Origin of the sequence: Micromonospora sp. B11E3 (assembly GCF_039871625.1) — a bacterium.
Lineage (GTDB): Bacteria > Actinomycetota > Actinomycetes > Mycobacteriales > Micromonosporaceae > Micromonospora.
This window is the reverse complement of the sequence record NZ_JBDPMC010000038.1, coordinates 12653-31790: the sequence shown is the minus strand read 5'-3', so window position 1 is coordinate 31790 and position 19138 is coordinate 12653. Positions and strand designations below refer to the sequence as shown.

General features: G+C 75.2%; 11 protein-coding genes. 2 read left to right on the top strand and 9 right to left on the bottom strand.

Annotated elements, in window-relative coordinates; translation table 11 throughout:
- Nucleotide 1 precedes the first annotated feature (1 nt).
- On the bottom strand, nt 2-2266 hold the full coding sequence (locus ABGB16_RS19530; protein WP_347669518.1) for an FtsK/SpoIIIE domain-containing protein: 2265 nt from the start codon (nt 2264-2266) through the stop codon (nt 2-4).
- A gap of 219 nt (nt 2267-2485) precedes the next feature.
- Nucleotides 2486-3496 carry an RNA-guided endonuclease TnpB family protein gene (locus tag ABGB16_RS19525; RefSeq protein WP_347669551.1) on the bottom strand — a complete coding sequence of 337 codons (1011 nt, stop codon included), beginning with the start codon at nt 3494-3496 and terminating at the stop codon, nt 2486-2488.
- Nucleotides 3497-3581: 85 nt separating this feature from the next.
- Here ABGB16_RS19525 and ABGB16_RS19520 point away from each other — a divergent pair, with 85 nt between their 5' ends.
- Nucleotides 3582-4994, top strand: coding sequence for an alkaline phosphatase PhoX (locus ABGB16_RS19520; RefSeq protein ID WP_347669517.1), 1413 nt, complete (start codon nt 3582-3584; stop codon nt 4992-4994).
- Nucleotides 4995-5092: 98 nt separating this feature from the next.
- Here the strand turns inward: ABGB16_RS19520 and ABGB16_RS19515 are convergent, their stop codons facing one another.
- The 3 genes from ABGB16_RS19515 to gltB all read right to left on the bottom strand — a co-directional run bounded on the left by ABGB16_RS19515 (nt 5093) and on the right by gltB (nt 12956).
- Entirely contained in the window at nt 5093-6640 is a 1548-nt protein-coding gene (locus ABGB16_RS19515; protein WP_347669516.1) for an MFS transporter, read from the bottom strand.
- A 96-nt stretch (nt 6641-6736) separates the two neighbouring features.
- Nucleotides 6737-8263 (bottom strand): glutamate synthase subunit beta, encoded by a 1527-nt coding sequence (locus ABGB16_RS19510; protein WP_347669515.1) that lies wholly within the window; start codon nt 8261-8263, stop codon nt 6737-6739.
- Entirely contained in the window at nt 8256-12956 is a 4701-nt protein-coding gene (gltB, locus tag ABGB16_RS19505; RefSeq protein WP_347669514.1) for a glutamate synthase large subunit, read from the bottom strand. Before gltB ends, ABGB16_RS19510 begins: the two co-directional genes overlap by 8 nt.
- 146 nt (nt 12957-13102) lie before the next feature.
- On the opposite strand from gltB, the gene ABGB16_RS19500 reads away from it, so the two are divergent.
- Nucleotides 13103-13957 (top strand): GNAT family N-acetyltransferase, encoded by an 855-nt coding sequence (locus tag ABGB16_RS19500; protein ID WP_347669513.1) that lies wholly within the window; start codon nt 13103-13105, stop codon nt 13955-13957.
- Nucleotides 13958-14252: 295 nt separating this feature from the next.
- On the opposite strand, the gene ABGB16_RS19495 is transcribed toward ABGB16_RS19500, so the two are convergent.
- The 4 genes from ABGB16_RS19495 to trpB all read right to left on the bottom strand — a co-directional run bounded on the left by ABGB16_RS19495 (nt 14253) and on the right by trpB (nt 19129).
- Nucleotides 14253-15440 carry an FAD-dependent monooxygenase gene (locus tag ABGB16_RS19495; protein WP_347669512.1) on the bottom strand — a complete coding sequence of 396 codons (1188 nt, stop codon included), beginning with the start codon at nt 15438-15440 and terminating at the stop codon, nt 14253-14255.
- A 16-nt stretch (nt 15441-15456) separates the two neighbouring features.
- On the bottom strand, nt 15457-16593 hold the full coding sequence (gene lgt / locus ABGB16_RS19490; RefSeq protein WP_347669511.1) for a prolipoprotein diacylglyceryl transferase: 1137 nt from the start codon (nt 16591-16593) through the stop codon (nt 15457-15459).
- 494 nt (nt 16594-17087) lie between these two features.
- A complete protein-coding gene (trpA, locus tag ABGB16_RS19485; RefSeq protein ID WP_347669510.1) occupies nt 17088-17891 on the bottom strand; it encodes a tryptophan synthase subunit alpha in 804 nt (267 codons plus the stop codon).
- On the bottom strand, nt 17888-19129 hold the full coding sequence (gene trpB / locus ABGB16_RS19480; RefSeq protein ID WP_347669509.1) for a tryptophan synthase subunit beta: 1242 nt from the start codon (nt 19127-19129) through the stop codon (nt 17888-17890). Before trpB ends, trpA begins: the two co-directional genes overlap by 4 nt.
- Nucleotides 19130-19138: the final 9 nt, after the last annotated feature.

Below are 19138 nucleotides of genomic sequence, written 5' to 3'. Positions count from 1 at the left end.
GTCACGGAGCAGGGCACGCAGGTCGTCGTGGCCGGAGCGGAACGTGGCCGGGTCCGGGCGGGCGAGGGCCGCGGAGGCGGCGTCGGCCCCGAAGAGCAGCAGGTACGCGCGCTTGCCGGGCGGCCCGGCGGCGGCCAGGTCGGCGATGCGCTCCCGCAGGGCGGCGGCGTCGACCCGCTCGACGGGATGGCCGGCGGCGGCCAGGGCCGCGCCGGTGGACTCCGCCGCCCCGGCGCCCGCGTCGGCCAGCGGGGCGAGCAGGAACCGGGCGTCGCCGGGGCCGTGCTGCCGGGCGAGGCTCAGCGCGGCGGCGCGCAACACGTCGGCGCCGGCCGGGGACGCGCCGACGACGGCCAGGTGCCGGCCCGGGGTGGCGTCCAGGGTGAACGACGCCGCGCTGCCCGCCACGTCGACCGTCCGGCCCACCAGGGCCACCGGGTGCCGCGGGTACGCCGCCGGGGCGCAGCGCGGCGAACGCGGGGTCGTCCTCCAGGTGCGCGGCGGCGTACCCGCGGAACACGGCGGGCGGACGGCTGTCGGCCGGTCGGGCCCGCCACAGCTCGTGGCGCAGCCCGGTCAACTCGTCCCGGGCGGCGTACGCGTCGGGGAAGCGGACGACGGCGCCGGCGCCGAGCGCCCCGGCGGCGGTGTTGAGCACGGCCGCGCCGATCGGCAGGGCCGACGCCGTGTCGTCGCGCGGGTCGAGAACTCCCCCGCCGCCGGGCAGCGCCACCCGCAGCGGGAACTGCCCGAAGATCGCCTCGGCCCGGCCGTACAGGGACTCGATGCCGGTGGTGGCCTGGCTGGCCAGCACGAGATGCATGCCGTACGAGCGGCCCTTGCGGGCCAACTCCTCCAGCAGGTCGACCGCCTCCCGGGCGAGGGCGTCCGCGCCGGCGAGCAGCACCTGGAACTCGTCGACGACCGCCACGGTGCGGGGCATCCGGGCGTCGGCGGGCAGGTCGGCGAGCTTGGTGACGCCGTGCCGCTTGAGGACGCCCGCCCGCCGGTCCAGCTCGCCGCGCAGCTCCCGCAGCACGGCGAGGCCGTACTCCCGGTCGGACTCGATGCCGACGGCGCGGGCGTGCGGCAGCCACGACGGGTCCCGCTCGGTGGGGACGAACTCGGTGAAGCTGACCCCCTCCTTGAAGTCCAGCAGCCACAGCTCCAGCTCCGCCGGGGCGTAGCGGGCGGCGAGTCCGTAGAGGACGTCGAGCAGGAACACCGTCTTCCCGGCGCCGGTGCGCCCGGCGACGAGCCAGTGCGGGGTGGCGTCGTCGAAGGCGACGGTGACCGCCCTCCGGTCGGCCCGACCGACCATGGTGGACAGTCCGGCCGCGCTCGACTCCGTCCAGCGGGTGGCGGGCAGCAGGTCGGCGAAGGCCGGCGGCTCGTCGTGGCGCACGGCGGACCCGAGCCGCGCGGCGAGCGCCGGGGCGGTGTCCGGCGGCAGGTCACCGTCGAGGACGACGGGCGCGGCCAGCCCGGTGCCGTCCGCGCTGAACGGGTACCCGGGCGGGTCGCCGACGCGGGCGTAGCGCTGCAGCAGCCGTACGGCGGTGGCCGCGCCCAACGGCGGCGCGTCGCCCGGGCCGGTGGGCGGGTGGCCGGCGAGCAGGACGCAGACGGCGGCGGACGCGCCGGCGTGGGTGAGCGCGGCGAGCCGGGCGGCCTCCCGGGGCGGGGGCGCGGCCGCGGCGACCAGCACGAGCAGCTCCCGGTCGGCGGGGGCGGCCTGCTGCGCGGCGCGGGCGTGGCGCTCGGCCTCGTCGAGCAGGGCGGCGACCTCGGCGGCGGTCGTGGCGGTCGAACGCAGCACGCGCGCGTCGAGCAGCGGGCGCAGCGGCAGGAACGTGGCCCCGAAGGCCACCGTGTCGATCCCGGCGACCCGGACCGTGCCCGCCGGGGCGGCGGCGAGCAGCCGCAGCACCACCGCGCGCAGCAGCTCGCCGACCCGCGGGTCGCGGGCGTCCGCGTCGACGGTGAGGTGACAGCCGCCGCCCAGCGGGACGAGCACCGGGAAGCCACCGTCCAGGGTGGTCGCCTCGCCGATCCGGACGGCGACGGGCGCGTCGGTCGCCGGGGTCGCGCCGGGGGCGGGGGCGGCCAGCCGTCCGCCGAGCCGGGCCAGCCGGGCGACCAGGTCGGCGGCGCTCGGGGCGGTCGGCCCGAGGGCGGTGAGGAGCCGCCGGGCCAGGTCCAGCCGCTCGCGGGCGCGCCGGTGGGCCGTGACCGCCTGGCCGTACGCCGCCGCGAGCCTGCCCACGCTCTGCCCTCCCTACGCCGCGTGCGGTCCAGCGAACCCTAACGGAACGGGGCAGCGGCGGACACTCGCGCAGGTCAGCGCCAGCACGGCACGCACGGTTGGCCCAGCGTTCGCCGAGCCGTCACCGGTGCCGGTGTCGCCGTTCTGCCGGCCGGGCTTCCATTCTGCGGGTAACACCTGCGACGACAGGAAAGGCAACGACTTGACATCCTCCCCCGCCTAGAGGCAGGGGATTCCCACCCTCACGGGTTGGGGTTCCTGGTTCACCGCAGACCGCACGGAAGGAGATCCCCCGTGTCTGACGTCCGCTCCGCAGGCGTTTTGTGTCTCGGCCAGCCCGGCCGCGACGGCGATGTTCTGTGCGGCGTTGACGTCCCGGTCGTGCCGGGTGCCGCACCTCGGACACCGCCAGTGGCGCGTGCCGAGGGAAAGCGTGGCGAGCAGATGCCCGCACGCAGAGCAGGTCTTCGACGACGGGTACCAGCGGTCCACGACGGCAAGGGTGCGGCCGTCGCAGCGCGCCTTGTAGGTGAGCAGGGTGCGGAACTCGGCCCAGCCGGTGCGGGAGATGGATTTGGCCAGGGACCGGTTGCGGACCATGTTCGCCACCGCCAGGTCCTCCACGGCGATGGCGTCGAACCGGCGTACCAGGGCGGTGGACTGCTGGTGGAGGAAGTCCCGGCGGGCATCGCGTACCCGCGAATGCGCCCGCGCCACTTTTCGTTTGGCTTTGGCGCAGTTGGCGGAGCCCTTCTGCCGGCGAGCCATCATCCGCTGATACCGCTTGAGCCGGCGTTCCCGACGCTCCATGTGCCTCGGATGCGGGACGCGCTCGCCGGTGGACAGCACCGCGAAGTCGGTCAAACCGAGATTGACGCCCACCACATCACCGGTCGGTTCGGGTGCGGTGGGTGTCTCGATGTCGACGGCGAAGGTCACGAACCAGCGGCCGTCCGGATCACGCGACACCGTCACCATCGTCGGGTCCAGCCCTGCCGGGTCCACGTCCGGCCACGACCACACGAACCGCAGCACGCCGGGTGTCTTCCCCAGCGTCAGGTTTCCGCCGCGCAGGCGGAACGCCGACCGGGTGTAGGAGGCGGACTGGCGGCCGTGGCGGGACTTGTACCGCGAGACGACGCGTACACACCCGAACGTGCGGTTCAACACCACCGCCTGCTCCGGCGTCGGATACGCCCGACACCTGTACGCCGTCCGCACAGGACACATCAAACCAGAAAGGACAATCATGACTGACAACGCCCCCGCCATTCCTCCCCGCCCTGAAGGACGGGGGCATCCTGGCGGTGATCCGGTGACCTCCTCTTCCCTCTCCCGCCGTGACGTGCTGCGCGCCGGTGCGGCCGGTGGCCTCGGCATCGCGCTCGCCGGCAGCATCGAGGCGATCGCCGGCCCCGCCGCCGCCCAGGCCGCCTTCCGTCCGGCGGTCGGCTACGGCGAACTGGTGCCGGACCCCGCCGGTCTGCTCTCCCTGCCGCCCGGCTTCTCGTACACGATCGTGGCGCAGGCGGGCGTGAGCCTGCTGGAGTCGGGCCAGCCCACCCCGAGCGACACCGACGGCACCGGCTGCTTCCGGTCGCCCACCGGCTCGGTGCTGGTCAACAACCACGAGATCGGCGGCAGCGAGCCGCACCCGGTGCCGGCGCTGCCCGGCCTCGTCTACGACCCGGGCGCCCGCGGCGGCACCACCACCATCGAGGTGGACGGCGAGGGCCGGCGGCTCGGCGAGTACGTCAGCCTCGCCGGCACGCACAACAACTGCGCCGGCGGCATCACCCCGTGGGGCACCTGGCTCACCTGCGAGGAGACCGAGCAGCGGGCCGGTGGGAAGTACCTGAAGGACCACGGGTACGTCTTCGAGGTGGACCCGCACGACCGGCAGCAGAACCTCGACCCGGTGGCGCTGAAGTTCCTGGGCCGGTACGCCCACGAGGCCGTCGCGGTCGACCCGTACACCCACGCGATCTACCTGACCGAGGACGCGGGCAACCCGAACGGGCTGTACTTCCGGTGGACCCCGCCGCAGGGATTCCGGGGCGGCAAGGGCGCGCTGCGCGCGCTGGCGCAGCGGCCGGACGGCGACACGGCCGGCACGCTCCAGGCGATGCGCTGCCTGCTCGGCAGTCAGTACGTCGCCGACCTGGCCGAGGCCACCCTCCCGGGCACCCGGTACAAGGTGGAGTGGGTGGACGTGCCGGACCGGGACGCCCGGACCGTGTCGGTGCGCAAGCAGTTCGCCGACGGCGAGGTGACCCGCAGCCGCAAGCTGGAGGGCGCCTGGTGGGCCGACGGCGGGGCGTACTTCGTGGCGAGCTTCGCCCGGCACGCCGACGGCAGCGCCAACGAGCACGACGGCCAGGTCTGGTTCTACGACCCGAAGACGGAGACGGTCACGCTGAAGACCATCTTCGGGGTCAACCCGGACGCGTCGGTCGAGGGCAACTTCGACGGGCCGGACAACATCACCGTCTCCCCGTACGGCGGGGTGATCCTGGCCGAGGACGGCGACGGGCTGTCGCACCTGTTCGGGGTGACCGAGCAGGGCAAGGCGTACCCGCTGGCCCGCAACGAGCTCAACGAGAGCGAGTTCGCCGGTCCGACGTTCAGCCTGGACGGCAAGGTGCTGTTCGTCGGCATCCAGTCCCCGGGCTACCTCCTCGCGATCACCGGCCCGTGGGGGCGGCCGAGCAACGGCGACGTGGCCTGACGCCGATCGGCCCGCCGCGGCGGTCGTCGTGGCGGTCGTCGTGGCGGAGATCGCGTTCGGGGTGTGGAAGTAGTGGCCTCCCGGGGCGTGGGAGGCCACTACTTCCCGGATCGAGCGCGATCCTGCGGCGCCGGCGTACGGGGCCGGACGAGGTGTCGGCTGCCGCGCCGACCGGGCGTCGACGCTGGCCGGGTGACGCCGGCCGCGACGCGCGCCGGGCGGACGACGCGGGCAACGGCGGCGACCCGGCGTACCGGGCGGCGCACGGCGGGCGCGGCGAGCACCAGGGCCAGCCGGTGCCGCAGCCGCCGCTGCCGGAGCCGGTCGAGGGCCAACCCGGCCGCGAGGGTGGCGACGGTGGTGAGCGTGCCAGCCAGCACCAGGGCCTGCCGGGGCCCGGTGTGCTCCGCGAGCCAGCCGAGCAGGGGCGCGCCGACGGCCGCGGAGAGCGAGCCGGTGACGCCCAGGGCGGCCAGCACCCGGCCCCGCATGGCGAAGTCGGTGTCGAGCTGGACACGGGCGCCGACCGTGGTGTCGATGACGACGGCCGCCGCCGCCACGGGCAGGATCACCGCGGCGAAGCTCAGCGTGCCGGGGGCCAGTCCGGCGACGATCTGCAGGGCGCTGGCCAGCAGGCCGGCCGCCACCAGCACCCGGTAGCCGAGGTCGCGGCGGCGGGCCGCGACGAGCGCGCCGAGCACCGTCCCGACCGCGAAGACGGTGGACAGGAAGCCGTACCCGGACGCGCCGGCGCGCAACGGCCCGTCGCTCATCGCGGCCATCGTCACCTGGTAGTTGCGGCCCAGGCTGCCGAGCACGAAGGACAGCGCCATCGCCACCAGCACGACGGGCTGGCGCAGCAGGTAACGCAGGCCGGCCCGGATGCCGCCGTCCGCCGGCGCGGCGCCAGCCTCCGACAACTCCAGCTCGGCGCGTCCTGCGCCGCGCCGCGACCTGGAGCCGCCGTCCGACAACTCCAGCTCGGCGCGTCCTGCGCCGCGCCGCGACCTGGAGCCGCCGTCCGACAACTGCAGCTCGGCGCGTCCTGCGCCGCGCCGCGACCTGGAGCCGCCGTCCGACAACTGCAGCTCGGCGCGTCCTGCGCCGCGCCGCGACCTGGAGCCGCCGTCCTGCTCGCCGGTGTGCCGCTCCCCCTCGCGTACGGCGAACAGGGCCGCCACGACCGCGACGAAGCTGGCGGCGTTGACGGCGAAGAGCAGCGCGGGGCCGACGGCGGCGACCACGACGGCGCCGACGCTCATGCCGAGGATGCGGCCGGCGGAGTTGGTGAGCGAGCCGAGGGCGAGGGCGTTGCCGAGGCTCTCCCGGTCCACCAGGGTGGAGCACCAGCGGCCCATGACGGGGCCCTCGATCGCCGACACCGCGCCGGTGCCCAGGGAGATCGCGTAGATGGCCGGCAGGCCCCCGGCGCCGGTGACCGCGACCACCGCCAGCCCGGCGGCGAGCGCCGCGTGGGCGGCCTGGGCGACGATCAGCAGCGGCTTGGCGGGCAGCCGGTCGGCCAGCGCGCCGCCCCAGACGCCGAGCAGCAGGGTGGGCAGCGCCTGCAGCAGGACGGTGAGCCCCATCGAGGTGGCGGATCGGGTCTCCGCGAGGACGTACCAGTTGACGCCCAGGACCTGCATCCAGGTCAGTCTTGATCGACTCGATGTCGGCGACATGGCGGCATCCGAAGCGCTCGGACACCCCCATGTCGCCGACATTGACCTGACCGGGACGGGTCAGCGCGCGGCCAGCGGCTGCCTGGCCGGGTCCACCGGCGCCGGCAGCTCGCCCGCCCCATCGAGGTACGCGTGGATGGCCGCCGCGGCGGCCCGCCCCTCGGCGATCGCCCAGACGATCAGCGAGGCGCCACGGTGCATGTCCCCGGCGACGAACACCCCGTCGGTGGCGGTCTGCCAGTTCGGACGGGCGTCGACGGCGCCTCGGGCGTTGCGGGCGAGCCCGAACTGCTCCAGCAGCGGCTGCCGCTCGGTGCCCTCGAAGCCGATCGCCAGCAGCACCAGGTCCGCCGGCAGTTCCCGCTCCGAGCCGGGCAGCGGGGTGACGATCCGTCGGCCGTCGCGCTTCTCGACGGTCACCTCGGCGATACGGACAGCCCGGACCTGGCCGGTGCCGTCGTCGACGAACTCCTGCACGGCGACGGCGAAGACCCGCTCGCCGCCCTCCTCGTGCGCGGCGTAGTCGCGCAGGATCCACGGCCAGGTCGGCCACGGGTCGCGCGCGTCGTCGCGGGAGCGCGGCGGCTCGGGGTACAGGTCGAGCTGGTACACCCCGGCGGCGCCCTGGCGGTGCGCCACCCCGAGGCAGTCCGCGGCGGTGTCCCCGCCACCGATGATCACGACGTGCCGGCCGGCGGCGTCGATCGGGGTGCCGTCGGGCAGCACGGCCGGGGCCGGGCGGCCCTCCCCCTCCGCCGCGCCGTCGGGCTGGCCGGCGACCGCGCGGTTGGCCGCGACCAGGTGCGTCATCGCCTGGTGCACACCGCGCAGCAAGCGCCCCGGCGTGTCCGGGGTGTCCCGGCCCTCCAGCGCGCCACAGGCGAGCAGCACGGCGTCGTGCTCGGCGCGCAACTGCTCGGCGGTGACGTCGACGCCGACGTTCACCCCCGTGCGGAACCGCACGCCCTCGGCGGAGAGCTGGGCCAGCCGCCGGTCGATGTGCCGCTTCTCCAGCTTGAAGTCGGGGATGCCGTACCGGAGCAGGCCGCCGATCGCGTCGTCGCGCTCGTACACGGTCACGGCGTGGCCCGCGCGGGCGAGCTGCTGCGCGGCGGCCAGGCCGGCGGGCCCGGAGCCGACCACGGCGACGGACCGGCCGGTGGGCGCCGCCGCGGGGCGGGGGTCCAGCCCGCCGCGCGCCACCGCCGCGTCGGCGATCTCCACCTCGACCTGCTTGATCGTCACCGGCTGCTGGCCGCCGAGGCCGAGGACGCAGGCCGCCTCGCACGGCGCCGGGCAGAGCCGGCCGGTGAACTCCGGGAAGTTGTTGGTGGCGTGCAGGGACTCCACCGCCGCGTCCCAGCCGCCGGTACGGACCAGGTCGTTCCAGTCGGGGATGCGGTTACCGAGCGGGCAGCCGTCGTGGCAGAACGGGATGCCGCAGTCCATGCACCGGGTGGCCTGCTCGCGGATCAGCTCCTCGCCGGCCGGCGGGTACACCTCCCGCCAGTCCATGATCCGCACGGGCACCGGGCGGCGCGCGGGCAGCCGCCGGTCGTAGCGCAGGAAACCGTTCGGGTCAGGCACGGGCCACCTCCTGGGCCATCGCCCGCGGGGCGGGCAGCACCGACATGGACGAGTCGGAACGCGCCGGCTGCGGCGCTGAGGCGGCTGGTACCGCCAGGGCGCTCATCACCGCGTCGTCGACGTCGCGGCCGGCGGCTTCGGCGGCCCGCATGATCTCCAGCACCCGGCGGTAGTCCCGGGGCACCACGGCGGTGAACTCCCGCACCGCCTCCGGCCAGCGCTTGAGCAGTTCCTCGGCGACCGGCGAGCCGGTCTCGGCGAAGTGCCGCCGGACGAGGTCGTGCAGCCGGTCCCGCTCCTCCTCCCGCAGCGGGGACAGGTCGACCAGCTCGGGATTGACCCGCCGCCGGTCCAGCTTCCACACGAACGCCGTGCCGCCGGACATGCCGGCGGCGAAGTTGCGCCCGGTCTCGCCGAGCACCACCACGGTGCCGCCGGTCATGTACTCGCAGCCGTGGTCGCCCACGCCCTCGACCACGGCCACCGCGCCGGAGTTGCGGACGGCGAAGCGCTCGCCGACCCGGCCGCGCAGGAAGACCTCGCCGGCGGTGGCCCCGTACAGGATGGTGTTGCCGGCGATGATCTGGTCCTCGGCCCGCTGACCCCCGGTGGCCCCGGCGGCGACGAACGGCGCGGCGGCGTCCGGACGCACGACGATCCGGCCCCCGGACAGCCCCTTGCCGACGTAGTCGTTGGCATCGCCGTGCAGCCGCAGGGTGACCCCCGGCGGCAGGAACGCGCCGAAGGACTGGCCGGCGGTGCCGCGCAGCAGGATCTCGATCGTGTCGGCGGGCAGGCCGGCGCCGCCGAAGCGGCGGGTCACCTCGCCGCCGAGCATCGCGCCGACGCTGCGGTGCTCGTTGCGCACCGCCAGCTCGACCCGCACGGGCGCGCCGTCGGTGAGCGCCGGCCGGGCCAGGGCGATCAGCTCGTTGTCCAGGGCCAGCTCCAGGCCGTGGTCCTGGGCCCGTACGCCGCGCCGGGCGGCGTCGGCCGGCAGCTCCGGCAGGTGCAGCACGCGTCCCAGGTCGAGGCCCTTGGCCTTCCAGTGCTCGACCGCCGGTACGACGTCGAGCAGCTCGGTGTGCCCGATCGCCTCGTCGAGACTGCGGAAGCCCAGCTCGGCCAGGTAGCCGCGGACCTCCTCGGCGAGGAACAGGAAGAAGTTCTCCACGAACTCCGGCCTGCCGGTGAAGCGTTCCCGCAGCACCGGGTTCTGGGTGGCGATGCCGACCGGGCAGGTGTCCAGGTGGCAGACCCGCATCATCACGCAACCCGAGACGATCAGCGGGGCGGTGGCGAAGCCGAACTCCTCCCCGCCGAGCAGCGCCGCGATCAGCACGTCCCGGCCGGTCTTGAGCTGGCCGTCGACCTGCACCGTGACCCGGTCGCGCAGCTTGTTGAGCAGCAGCGTCTGCTGCGCCTCGGCCAGGCCGAGCTCCCACGGGGTGCCGGCGTGCTTGAGCGAGTTCAGCGGGGACGCCCCGGTGCCGCCGTCGTGGCCGGAGATCAGGATGACGTCGGCCTTGAGCTTCGCCACGCCGGCCGCCACGGTGCCGACGCCGACCTCGCTGACGAGCTTGACGTGCACCCGCGCGGACGGGTTGACGCACTTCAGGTCGTGCACGAGCTGGGCGAGGTCCTCGATCGAGTAGATGTCGTGGTGCGGCGGCGGGGAGATCAGGCCCACCCCCGGGGTGGCGTGCCGGGTACGGGCGATCCACGGCCACACCTTGTTGCCGGGCAGCTGGCCGCCCTCGCCGGGCTTGGCGCCCTGGGCCATCTTGATCTGCAGGTCGTCGGCGTTGACCAGGTATTCACTGGTGACGCCGAACCGGCCGCTGGCGATCTGCTTCACCGCGGAACGGCGCTCGGGGTCGTGCAGCCGCTCGACGTCCTCGCCGCCCTCCCCGGTGTTCGACTTTCCGCCGAGGCGGTTCATCGCCACGGCGAGGGTCTCGTGCGCCTCGGCGGAGATCGACCCGTACGACATGGCGCCGGTGGCGAACCGCTTGACGATCTCGGCGGCCGGCTCGACCTCGTCCAGCGGGACGGGCGGGCGGACCCCGGTGCGCAGGGTGAACAGCCCGCGCAGCGAACCCCCCTGCGCGGCCAGCTCGTCCACCTTCGCGGTGTACTGCCGGAACACCTCGTACTGCCGGCTGCGGGTGGCGTGCTGGAGCAGGAAGACCGTCTCCGGGTTGAACAGGTGCAGCTCGCCCTCGCGGCGCCACTGGTACTCGCCGCCGACCTCCAGCCGGTCGGACGCCTGCGCGCCCGGCGCCGGCCAGGCCAGGGCGTGGCGGGCGGCCACCTCGGCGTGGACGCCGTCGAGCCCGATGCCGCCGATGGTGCTGGGCGTGCCCCGGAAGTACCGCTCCACGAGGCGGGCGTCCAGGCCGACGGCCTCGAACACCTGCGCCCCGCAGTACGACGACACGGTGGAGATGCCCATCTTGGACATGATCTTCAGGACGCCCTTGCCGAGGCCCTTGACGTAGTTGCGCACCGCCTTGGCCGGCTCCACGCCGACCAGCGCGCCGGTGGCGATCATGTCCTCGACCGACTCGAACGCGAGGTAGGGGTTGACGGCCGCGGCGCCGTACCCGATGAGCACCGCCGCGTGGTGCACCTCGCGGCAGTCCCCGGACTCTACGACCAGCGCCACCTGGGTGCGGGTCTGCTCCCGCACGAGGTGCTGGTGCACGGCGGCGGTGAGCAGCAGCGACGGGATCGGGGCGAGGTCGGCGTTGGAGTCCCGGTCGGACAGCACCAGGATGCGCACGCCGTCCGCGATCGCCTCGGAGACGTGCCGGCAGATCTCGGTGAGCCGGGCCTTGATGCCGGCGGCACCCTCGCGGATGCGGTAGAGCCCGGACACCCGCACGGCCTTGAAGCCGGGCAGGTCGCCGTCCTCGTCGATGGAGAGGATCTTGGCCAGCTCGTCGTTGTCGATCACCGGGTACGGCAGCACGATCTGCCGGCAGCTCGCCGGGCCCGGGTCCAGCAGGTTGCCCTCCGGGCCGATCGTGGACGCCAGGCTGGTCACCAGCTCCTCGCGGATGGCGTCCAGCGGCGGGTTGGTGACCTGGGCGAACAGCTGGTGGAAGTAGTCGTAGAGCAGCCGCGGCCGGGTGGACAGCGGGGAGATCGGGGTGTCCGTGCCCATCGAGCCGATCGGCTCGGCGCCGGTGCGGGCCATGGGGGCGAGGAGGATCTTGAGCTCCTCCTCCGTGTAGCCGAAGGTCTGCTGGCGGCGGCGTACCGAGTCGTGGGTGTAGACGATGTGCTCGCGGGCCGGCAGGTCGGTCAGCTCGATCAGCCCGGCGTGCAGCCACTCCTCGTACGGCTGCGCGGCGGCCAGCTCGGTCTTGATCTCGTCGTCGGAGACGATCCGGCCGGCGACGGTGTCGACGAGGAACATCCGGCCCGGCTGGAGCCGGCCCTTGGCGACCACGGTGGCCGGGTCGAGGTCGAGCACGCCCGCCTCGCTGCCGAGCACCACGAGCCCGTCGGCGGTGCGCCACCAGCGGCCCGGACGCAGCCCGTTGCGGTCGAGCACCGCGCCGACGACCTCGCCGTCGGTGAAGGCCACGGACGCCGGCCCGTCCCACGGCTCCATCAGGCTGGCGTGGAACCGGTAGAAGGCGCGCTTGTCGGCGCGCATGTCCGGGTCGTTCTCCCACGCCTCGGGGATCATCATCAGCACCGCGTGCGGCAGGCTCCGGCCGGCCAGGTGCAGCAGCTCCAGGACCTCGTCGAAGTTCGCCGAGTCGGAGGCGGCCGGGGTGCAGACCGGGAAGACCCGGCGGATGTTGCCGGGCAGCTCAGGGGAGCGCAGCAGCGCCTCGCGGGCCTGCATCCAGTTCCGGTTGCCGCGGATCGTGTTGATCTCGCCGTTGTGGGCGATGAAACGGTACGGGTGGGCCAGCGGCCAGGACGGGAACGTGTTCGTGGAGAACCGCGAGTGCACCAGCGCGATCGCGCTGACCACCCGCTCGTCGGTGAGGTCCGGGAAGAACGCCGGCAGCTGGTCGGGGGTGAGCATCCCCTTGTAGACCATGGTCCGGCTCGACAGCGACGGGAAGTACGCCGGCACGCCCCGCTCGGCGCTCTCCCGCTCGGCCTGCTTGCGCACGCAGAACGCCACCCGGTCCAGGTCGATCCCGGTCAGCGGCGAGCCGGCCGGGCCGGCCGGGGCGTCGGTGAGCCGGTGCGCGGCGAGGAAGAGCTGCCGGATGCGGGGCAGCGCGGCGAGCGCGGTCTCGCCGAGGTCGCCCGGGTCGGTGGGCACGTCCCGCCAACCGAGGATCTCGGCGCCCTCGACCAGGGCGTACTTCTCCAGCACCCGCCGGGCCCGCGCCTCGTCCGCGTCGTCGTCGGGCAGGAAGACCAGGCCGGTGGCGTACGCGCCGGCGGGCGGCAGCGGGAAGTCGACCACCGCGCGCAGGTACGCGTCCGGCACCTGGATCATGATCCCCGCGCCGTCGCCGGTGTTGTGCTCCGCGCCCCGGGCACCCCGATGGTCCAGCCGGAGCAGTGCGCCGAGGCCGTTGGCGACCACGGCGTGGGAGCGCCGGCCGTACAGGTCCGCCACGAACGCCACCCCGCACGCGTCGTGCTCGTTCGCCGGGTCGTAGAGGCCGGTCGCGGGCGGGGCCGACTGCTGGGTGTGAGGGTACGGAAAGGCCACCGGGCCTCCTGTCGTCACTCAGGTTGGATCATGGTCGGGACGACGTCGGCCCTTGGCGGTTTTATTGAGTCTACGTTAGGGGTTGCCGCGCAAGGCCAGTTCAGATTGATCACACTTCCAGATGCTGGGAACGATAGTCTCGCGGCGTGGATCACGTACGCGTTGAGACGAGTGAGACGTTCGACCGGTTGGAGCGTTTCTACGACGGGTTGCCCCGGGACTGCGCCCGCGCGGAGGAACACGGCCCCCTGGTCCTGTTCGTCCGGGAGGGAGCCGGCTGGCCGTTCTACGCACGGCCCCGGCCGGGCGACGGCCGGACGGCGTCCGTCGCGGACGTGGCCGCCGTCCGGGCCCGGCAGCGGGAGCTGGGCCTGCCGGAGGCGTTCGAGTGGGTGCACGAGCGCAACCCGGAGCTGCTCACGGTGGCCCGCGCGGCGGGGCTGGCCGTGCTGGAGGCGCCGCTGATGGTGCTCGACCCGGACGCGCTGGCCGATCCGGCGGACTTCACCGACGTGCCGGTGCGGCTGCTGAACGCGGCCACGCCCGGCTTCGCCACGGACGTGGCCGTCCGGCGGGCCGTCGCCGCGGTCGGCTTCTCCGCCGCCGGGACCGCGCGGGGCGAGGCCGGCCCGGCGCAGCGGGACGCGGCGATCACCGGACTGGACGTGGCGGCGCTGGCCGAGGAGCGCGACCGGATCGCCGACGGCCGGCGGCTGTCGGTGCTGGCCGAGACGGCCGCCGAGGGGGCGCTGGCCAGCGGGATGGCGATGCGGGTCGGGGACGTCGCGGAGATCGCCGGGGTGGCCACCCTGCCGTCCGCCCGCCGCCGTGGCCTGGGCGCGGCCGTCACCGCCACCCTGGCGCACGCGCTGCGGGCCGCCGGCACCGACCTGGTCTTCCTCTCCGCCGGCAGCGAGGAGATCGCCCGGGTCTACCTACGGGTCGGCTTCCGCCGCGTCGGCACGGCCTGCATCGCCGAGCCGGCCGCCCTCGTCAACTGACCGCTGCCGAGGACGGACGGCTACGGAACACCGCCACGCGATCGGGCACCGCCACGCGATCGGGCCGCGCCACCCGATCGGGCCGCGCCACCCGATCGGGCGCGCTCACGGCCACGATCCTTGACGGCTGGCGTGCACATCTTCCGGCGTGTCGAGTACCTGAACTGCCAACCCTCGCGGGAGAGCCGGCCAGTCCGGAGGGGCTGGCCGGGCCGGGCCGCACGAGGCGCCGGGCCGCACGAGGCGCCGGGCCGCACGAGGCGCCGGGCCGGGCAGCACCCGGTGCCGGGGCCGGTCAGGACGGGGGGCGCCAGGCCGCGGCGGAGGCGGCGGCGGTGGACAGCAGGCGGGGGCTGATCGTGCCGAGGGCCGCGTCGCGGGCCCGCAGGGCGAGCCGGCCACGGGCCTGGAGCACCGCCGACATCCGGCGGGTCTGCCGGACCACGGTGGCCGCCCGGGGCCGGCGCAGGCGGTCGTACGCGACGACGGCGTCCGGGAGCCGGGACTCGCGCAGCAGCGAGGCCAGCGTGGCCGCGTCCTCGAAGGCGAGGCAGGTGCCCTGGCCGAGGTGCGGCGGCATGGCGTGGGCGGCGTCGCCGAGCAGCACCACCCCGCCCGGCCCGGCCGGGAAGCCGTACGACCGGGGCAGCGGGCGCAGCTCGCGGATCTCCTGCTGGACCAGGTCGCCCGGGTCGGTGGCGTCGAGCAGGTCACCGATCGGCGCGGGCCAGTCGGCGTACCAGCGGCGCAGCAGGGCGAGCTGGGTCTCCGGCGGCTCCGGCCGGGGCGCCCCGGCGGCGGTGGCCACCCAGTAGATGCCGCCCCGGCTCGACCCGCCGGACGAGCCCCGCTCGCCCAGCGAGGCGGCCACGAACCGGTACCCGGCGCCCAGCACCTCCCCGCCGACGGACCGGTCGGCCGGCAGTCGGGGCGCCCGGTACCAGGGGATCACGGCCCGCCAGGCGGCGCAGCCGGAGCTGACCACCCGGGACTCGGGAGCCAACCGTCGCCGGATCTCGCTGTCGGTGCCGTCGGCGGCGACCACCAGGTCGGCCGCGAAGCGCTGCCGGCCGTCGGAGACCGAGGGGCGCTCCCCCGGCTCGGCGCTCGCCGTGCGCACCGTCACGCCCGTGCGCAACTCCACCCGGTCGCCGAGGCCGGCGATCAGCGCGTCGTGCAGATCCTCCCGGTGCACCACCACGGGCATCCGGTCGGCGGGGGTCGGGCGGGGCTGGACCAGCCAGTGCCCGTCGGGGCGGCGTACCCCGCCGTCGGGCAGCGGGGTGGCGATCGCGGCGAGCCCGGCGCCGAGGCCGAGGGCGTGCAGCGCGCGTACCCCGTTGGGCCAGAGCACGACCGCCGTCGGGTCCGGCCGGACCCGGTCGGCGCGCTCCAGGAGGGTCACCTGCCAGCCGGACCGGGCCAGCGCACCGGCGACCGCGAGGCCGCCGACCCCGGCGCCGACCACCACCGCCGTACGCATGCCGAAGGCTCCCCGCTCAGCTCTCGCGGTCGCCGGCGCGGGTGCCGGCGGCGCCGGCCTGCTCGTCGGCCGGCGGCTCGCCCCCGGCCGGCGCGTCGTCGGCACCGGGCGCGCCGTCGTCGGCCGCCGACTCCTCCGGCAGGGCGCCGGTCTCCTGGTACGCGCGGAACCGCTCCTCGTCGACCACCCGGTAGCCCTCGGGCGCGGCCTGCTTCGCCCCCGACTCGCGCTGCGAGAGGTCGAGCTGGGAGACGTCGCCGCCGCCGGTGGTGGCCGGGGCGGCGGTGGCCCCGCCGATCGGGACCAGGTACTCCCGGGGGCCGCGGACCCGCAGGAAGTAGACCAGCGCGGCGGCGAAGACCAGGGCCGCGGTCCAGACGTTCAGCCGCAGGCCGAGAATGTGGTTGGCCTCGTCGACGCGCATCAGCTCGATCCAGAACCGGCCGGCGGTGTAGCCCATCACGTAGAGGGCGAAGGCCCGGCCCCGGCCGAGGCGCACCCGCCGGTCGAGGAGGAGAACGAGGACGGCGACGCCGACGTTCCACAGCGCCTCGTAGAGGAACGTCGGGTGGTAGAGCCCGGTCAGCAGCACCGGCTCCCCGTCGACGACCTTGGCGTGGCCGGGGTTGCGCGGGTCCATGTCGTGGACCTCCAGCCCCCACGGCAGGCTCGTCCGGCCGCCGTACAGCTCGTTGTTGAACCAGTTGCCGAGCCGGCCGACCGCCTGCGCCAGCGGCAGCCCGGGGGCGGCCGCGTCGGCCAGCACGGCGAACGGGATGCCGAGCTGCCGGGCGGCGAACCACGCGCCGAGCGCACCCCCGGCCACCGCGCCCCAGATGCCGAGACCGCCCTCCCAGATGGCGAACGCCTTGACCGGCTCGCCACCGGCGCCGAAGTACTTCTCGGGGGAGGTGATCACGTGGTAGAGCCGGGCGCCGACGATGCCGGCCGGCACGGCCCAGACCGCGATGTCGAGCACCGCGCCGGGGGCGACCCCGCGCCGGCGCAGCCGGCGTTCGGTGACCACGCAGGCCACCACGATGCCGACGATGATGCAGAGCGCGTACGCCCGGACCGGCAGCGGCCCGAGCTGCCAGACGGCGGTGGTGGGGCTGGGCAGGGCCGCCTGGGGGATCGACGAGGCGAGGGTCACGGGTGAACACGCTACCGCTGCCGCCCCCCGCCGCGGCAACCCCGGGGGAGGAAGGGCGCCTTCTTGACGTTTTCGGAAGAGAAGGATTCCCCTCTCACCCGCCCCGCTGGCCGCACCCGTGACAGGCGGCGCCGGGCGCGCGACACCGCCCGGCGCGGTCAGCGCCGGGGGTCGCGGGCGGCCTCGGCCCGTTCGGCGATCGGGTCAACGCCGGGAGGGGGTGGCGGCCCCCATTCGGCGATCGGGCCAACGCCCGGAGGGGGTCGCGGCCCCCGTTCGGCGATCGGGCCAACGCCCGGAGGGGGTCGCGGCCCCCGTTCGGCGATCGGGCCAACGCCGGGAGGGGGTCGCGGCCCCCGTTCGGCGATCGGGCCAACGCCGGGAGGGGGTCGCGGCCCCCGTTCGGCGATCGGGCCAACGCCGGGAGGGGGTCGCGGCCCCCGTTCGGCGATCGGGTCAACGCCGGGGGGTCGCCGCCCCGTTCGCGGTAGGGGTCAGCGGCGCGGGTTGCGGACGCCCTCGGCCAGTTCGGCGCTCAGCGCCCGCAGGGCGGCCAGGCCGGCGGCCTGGTCCGGCGCGTCGAGCAGGCAGCGGATCAGCGCGCTGCCGACGATGACCCCGTCGGCGTACCCGGCGACCGTGCCGGCCTGGGCGCCGGTGCCCACGCCGAGCCCGACGCCGACCGGCAGGTCGGTGACCTCGCGCAGCCGGGAGACCAGCACCGGCGCGGCCTCCGAGGTCTGCGCCCGAGCCCCGGTCACGCCCATGATCGCGGTGGCGTAGACGAAGCCCCGGCAGTGCTCCACGGTCATCCGCAGCCGGGCGTCCGTGGAGGACGGGGCGACCAGGAAGGTGCGGTCCAGCCCGTACGCGTCCGAGGCGGCCAGCCACTCGTCGGCCTCGTCAGGGATCAGGTCGGGGGTGATCAGGCCGGTGCCGCCGGCCGCCGCGAGGTCCCGGGCGAACGCGTCGACGCCGTACTGCTCGATCGGGTTCCAGTACGTCATCGTGACCACCGGCGTGCCCGTGGCCGCGACGGCCTCGACGATGCGCAGCGCGTCGGCGGTGCGGACGCCACCGGCCAGCGCGATGTCGCTGGCCTTCTGGATCACTGGACCGTCCATCACCGGGTCGGAGTACGGGATCTCCATCTCGATGACGTCCACGCCCGCCTCGACCATGGCGGTCATCGCGGCGATGCTGCCCTCGACGGTCGGGAAGCCGGCCGGCATGCAGCCGACCAGCAGGGCCCGCCCGTCGGCGCGGGCCTTGTCGAAGGCCACCCCGATGCGGCTCATGCCGTCACCTCCCCGTCCAGGATGCCGAAGTACTCGCCGGCCGTGTGCACGTCCTTGTCGCCCCGGCCGGAGAGGTTGACCACGATGACCGGCTCCCGGCCCAGCTCGGCGGCGAGCTCCGGGGCGATCTTCAGCGCGCCGGCGAGCGCGTGCGAGCTCTCGATGGCGGGGATGATCCCCTCGGTGCGGCAGAGCAGCTCGAACGCGGCCATCGCCTCGGCGTCGGTCACCGGCCGGTAGACCGCGCGGCCGCTGTCGTGCAGCCAGGCGTGCTCCGGGCCGACGCCCGGGTAGTCCAGGCCGGCGGAGATCGAGTGCGACTCGATCGTCTGGCCGTCGGCGTCCTGCAGCACGTACGTGCGGGTGCCGTGCAGCACCCCCGACGAGCCGCCGGTGATGCTGGCCGCGTGCCGGCCCGTCTCCACCCCGTCGCCGCCGGCCTCGAAGCCGTACAGCCGCACGCCCGGGTCGCCGACGAAGGCGTGGAACACGCCCAGCGCGTTGGAGCCGCCGCCGACGCAGGCCGCGACCGCGTCGGGCAGCGCGCCGGTGAGGTCCAGGCACTGCCGGCGGGCCTCGTCGCCGATACCCCGGACGAAGTCGCGGACCATCTCGGGGAACGGGTGCGGGCCGGCGGCGGTGCCGATCAGGTAGTGGGTGTCGTCGACGTTGGCGACCCAGTCGCGCATCGCCTCGTTCATCGCGTCCTTGAGGGTGCGCGAGCCGGTGGTGACCGGGACGACGGTGGCGCCCAGCATCCGCATCCGGGCCACGTTGAGCGCCTGCCGCCGGGTGTCCACCTCGCCCATGTAGACCACGCACTCGAGGTCGAACAGGGCGGCGGCGGTGGCGGTGGCGACGCCGTGCTGGCCGGCGCCGGTCTCGGCGATCACCCGCCGCTTGCCCATCCGCTTCGTCAGCAGCGCCTGGCCGAGCACGTTGCGCACCTTGTGCGCCCCCGTGTGGTTCAGGTCCTCCCGCTTGAGCAGCACCCGGGCGCCGGCCCGGGCCGAGAACCGCCCGGCCTCGTAGAGCAGCGAGGGGGCGCCGGCGTACCCACGCAGCAGCGCGTCGAACTCGGCGAGGAACGCCTCGTCGCCCATCGCCTTGCGGTACGCGGCGTCCAGCTCGTCGAGCGCCGCGACCAGCGCCTCCGGGACGAACCGGCCGCCGAACCGGCCGAAGTGACCGGCGGCGTCGGGCAGCTGCGCGGCCGGGGTCGGGGCGTTGGCGCTCATCGCGGGTGT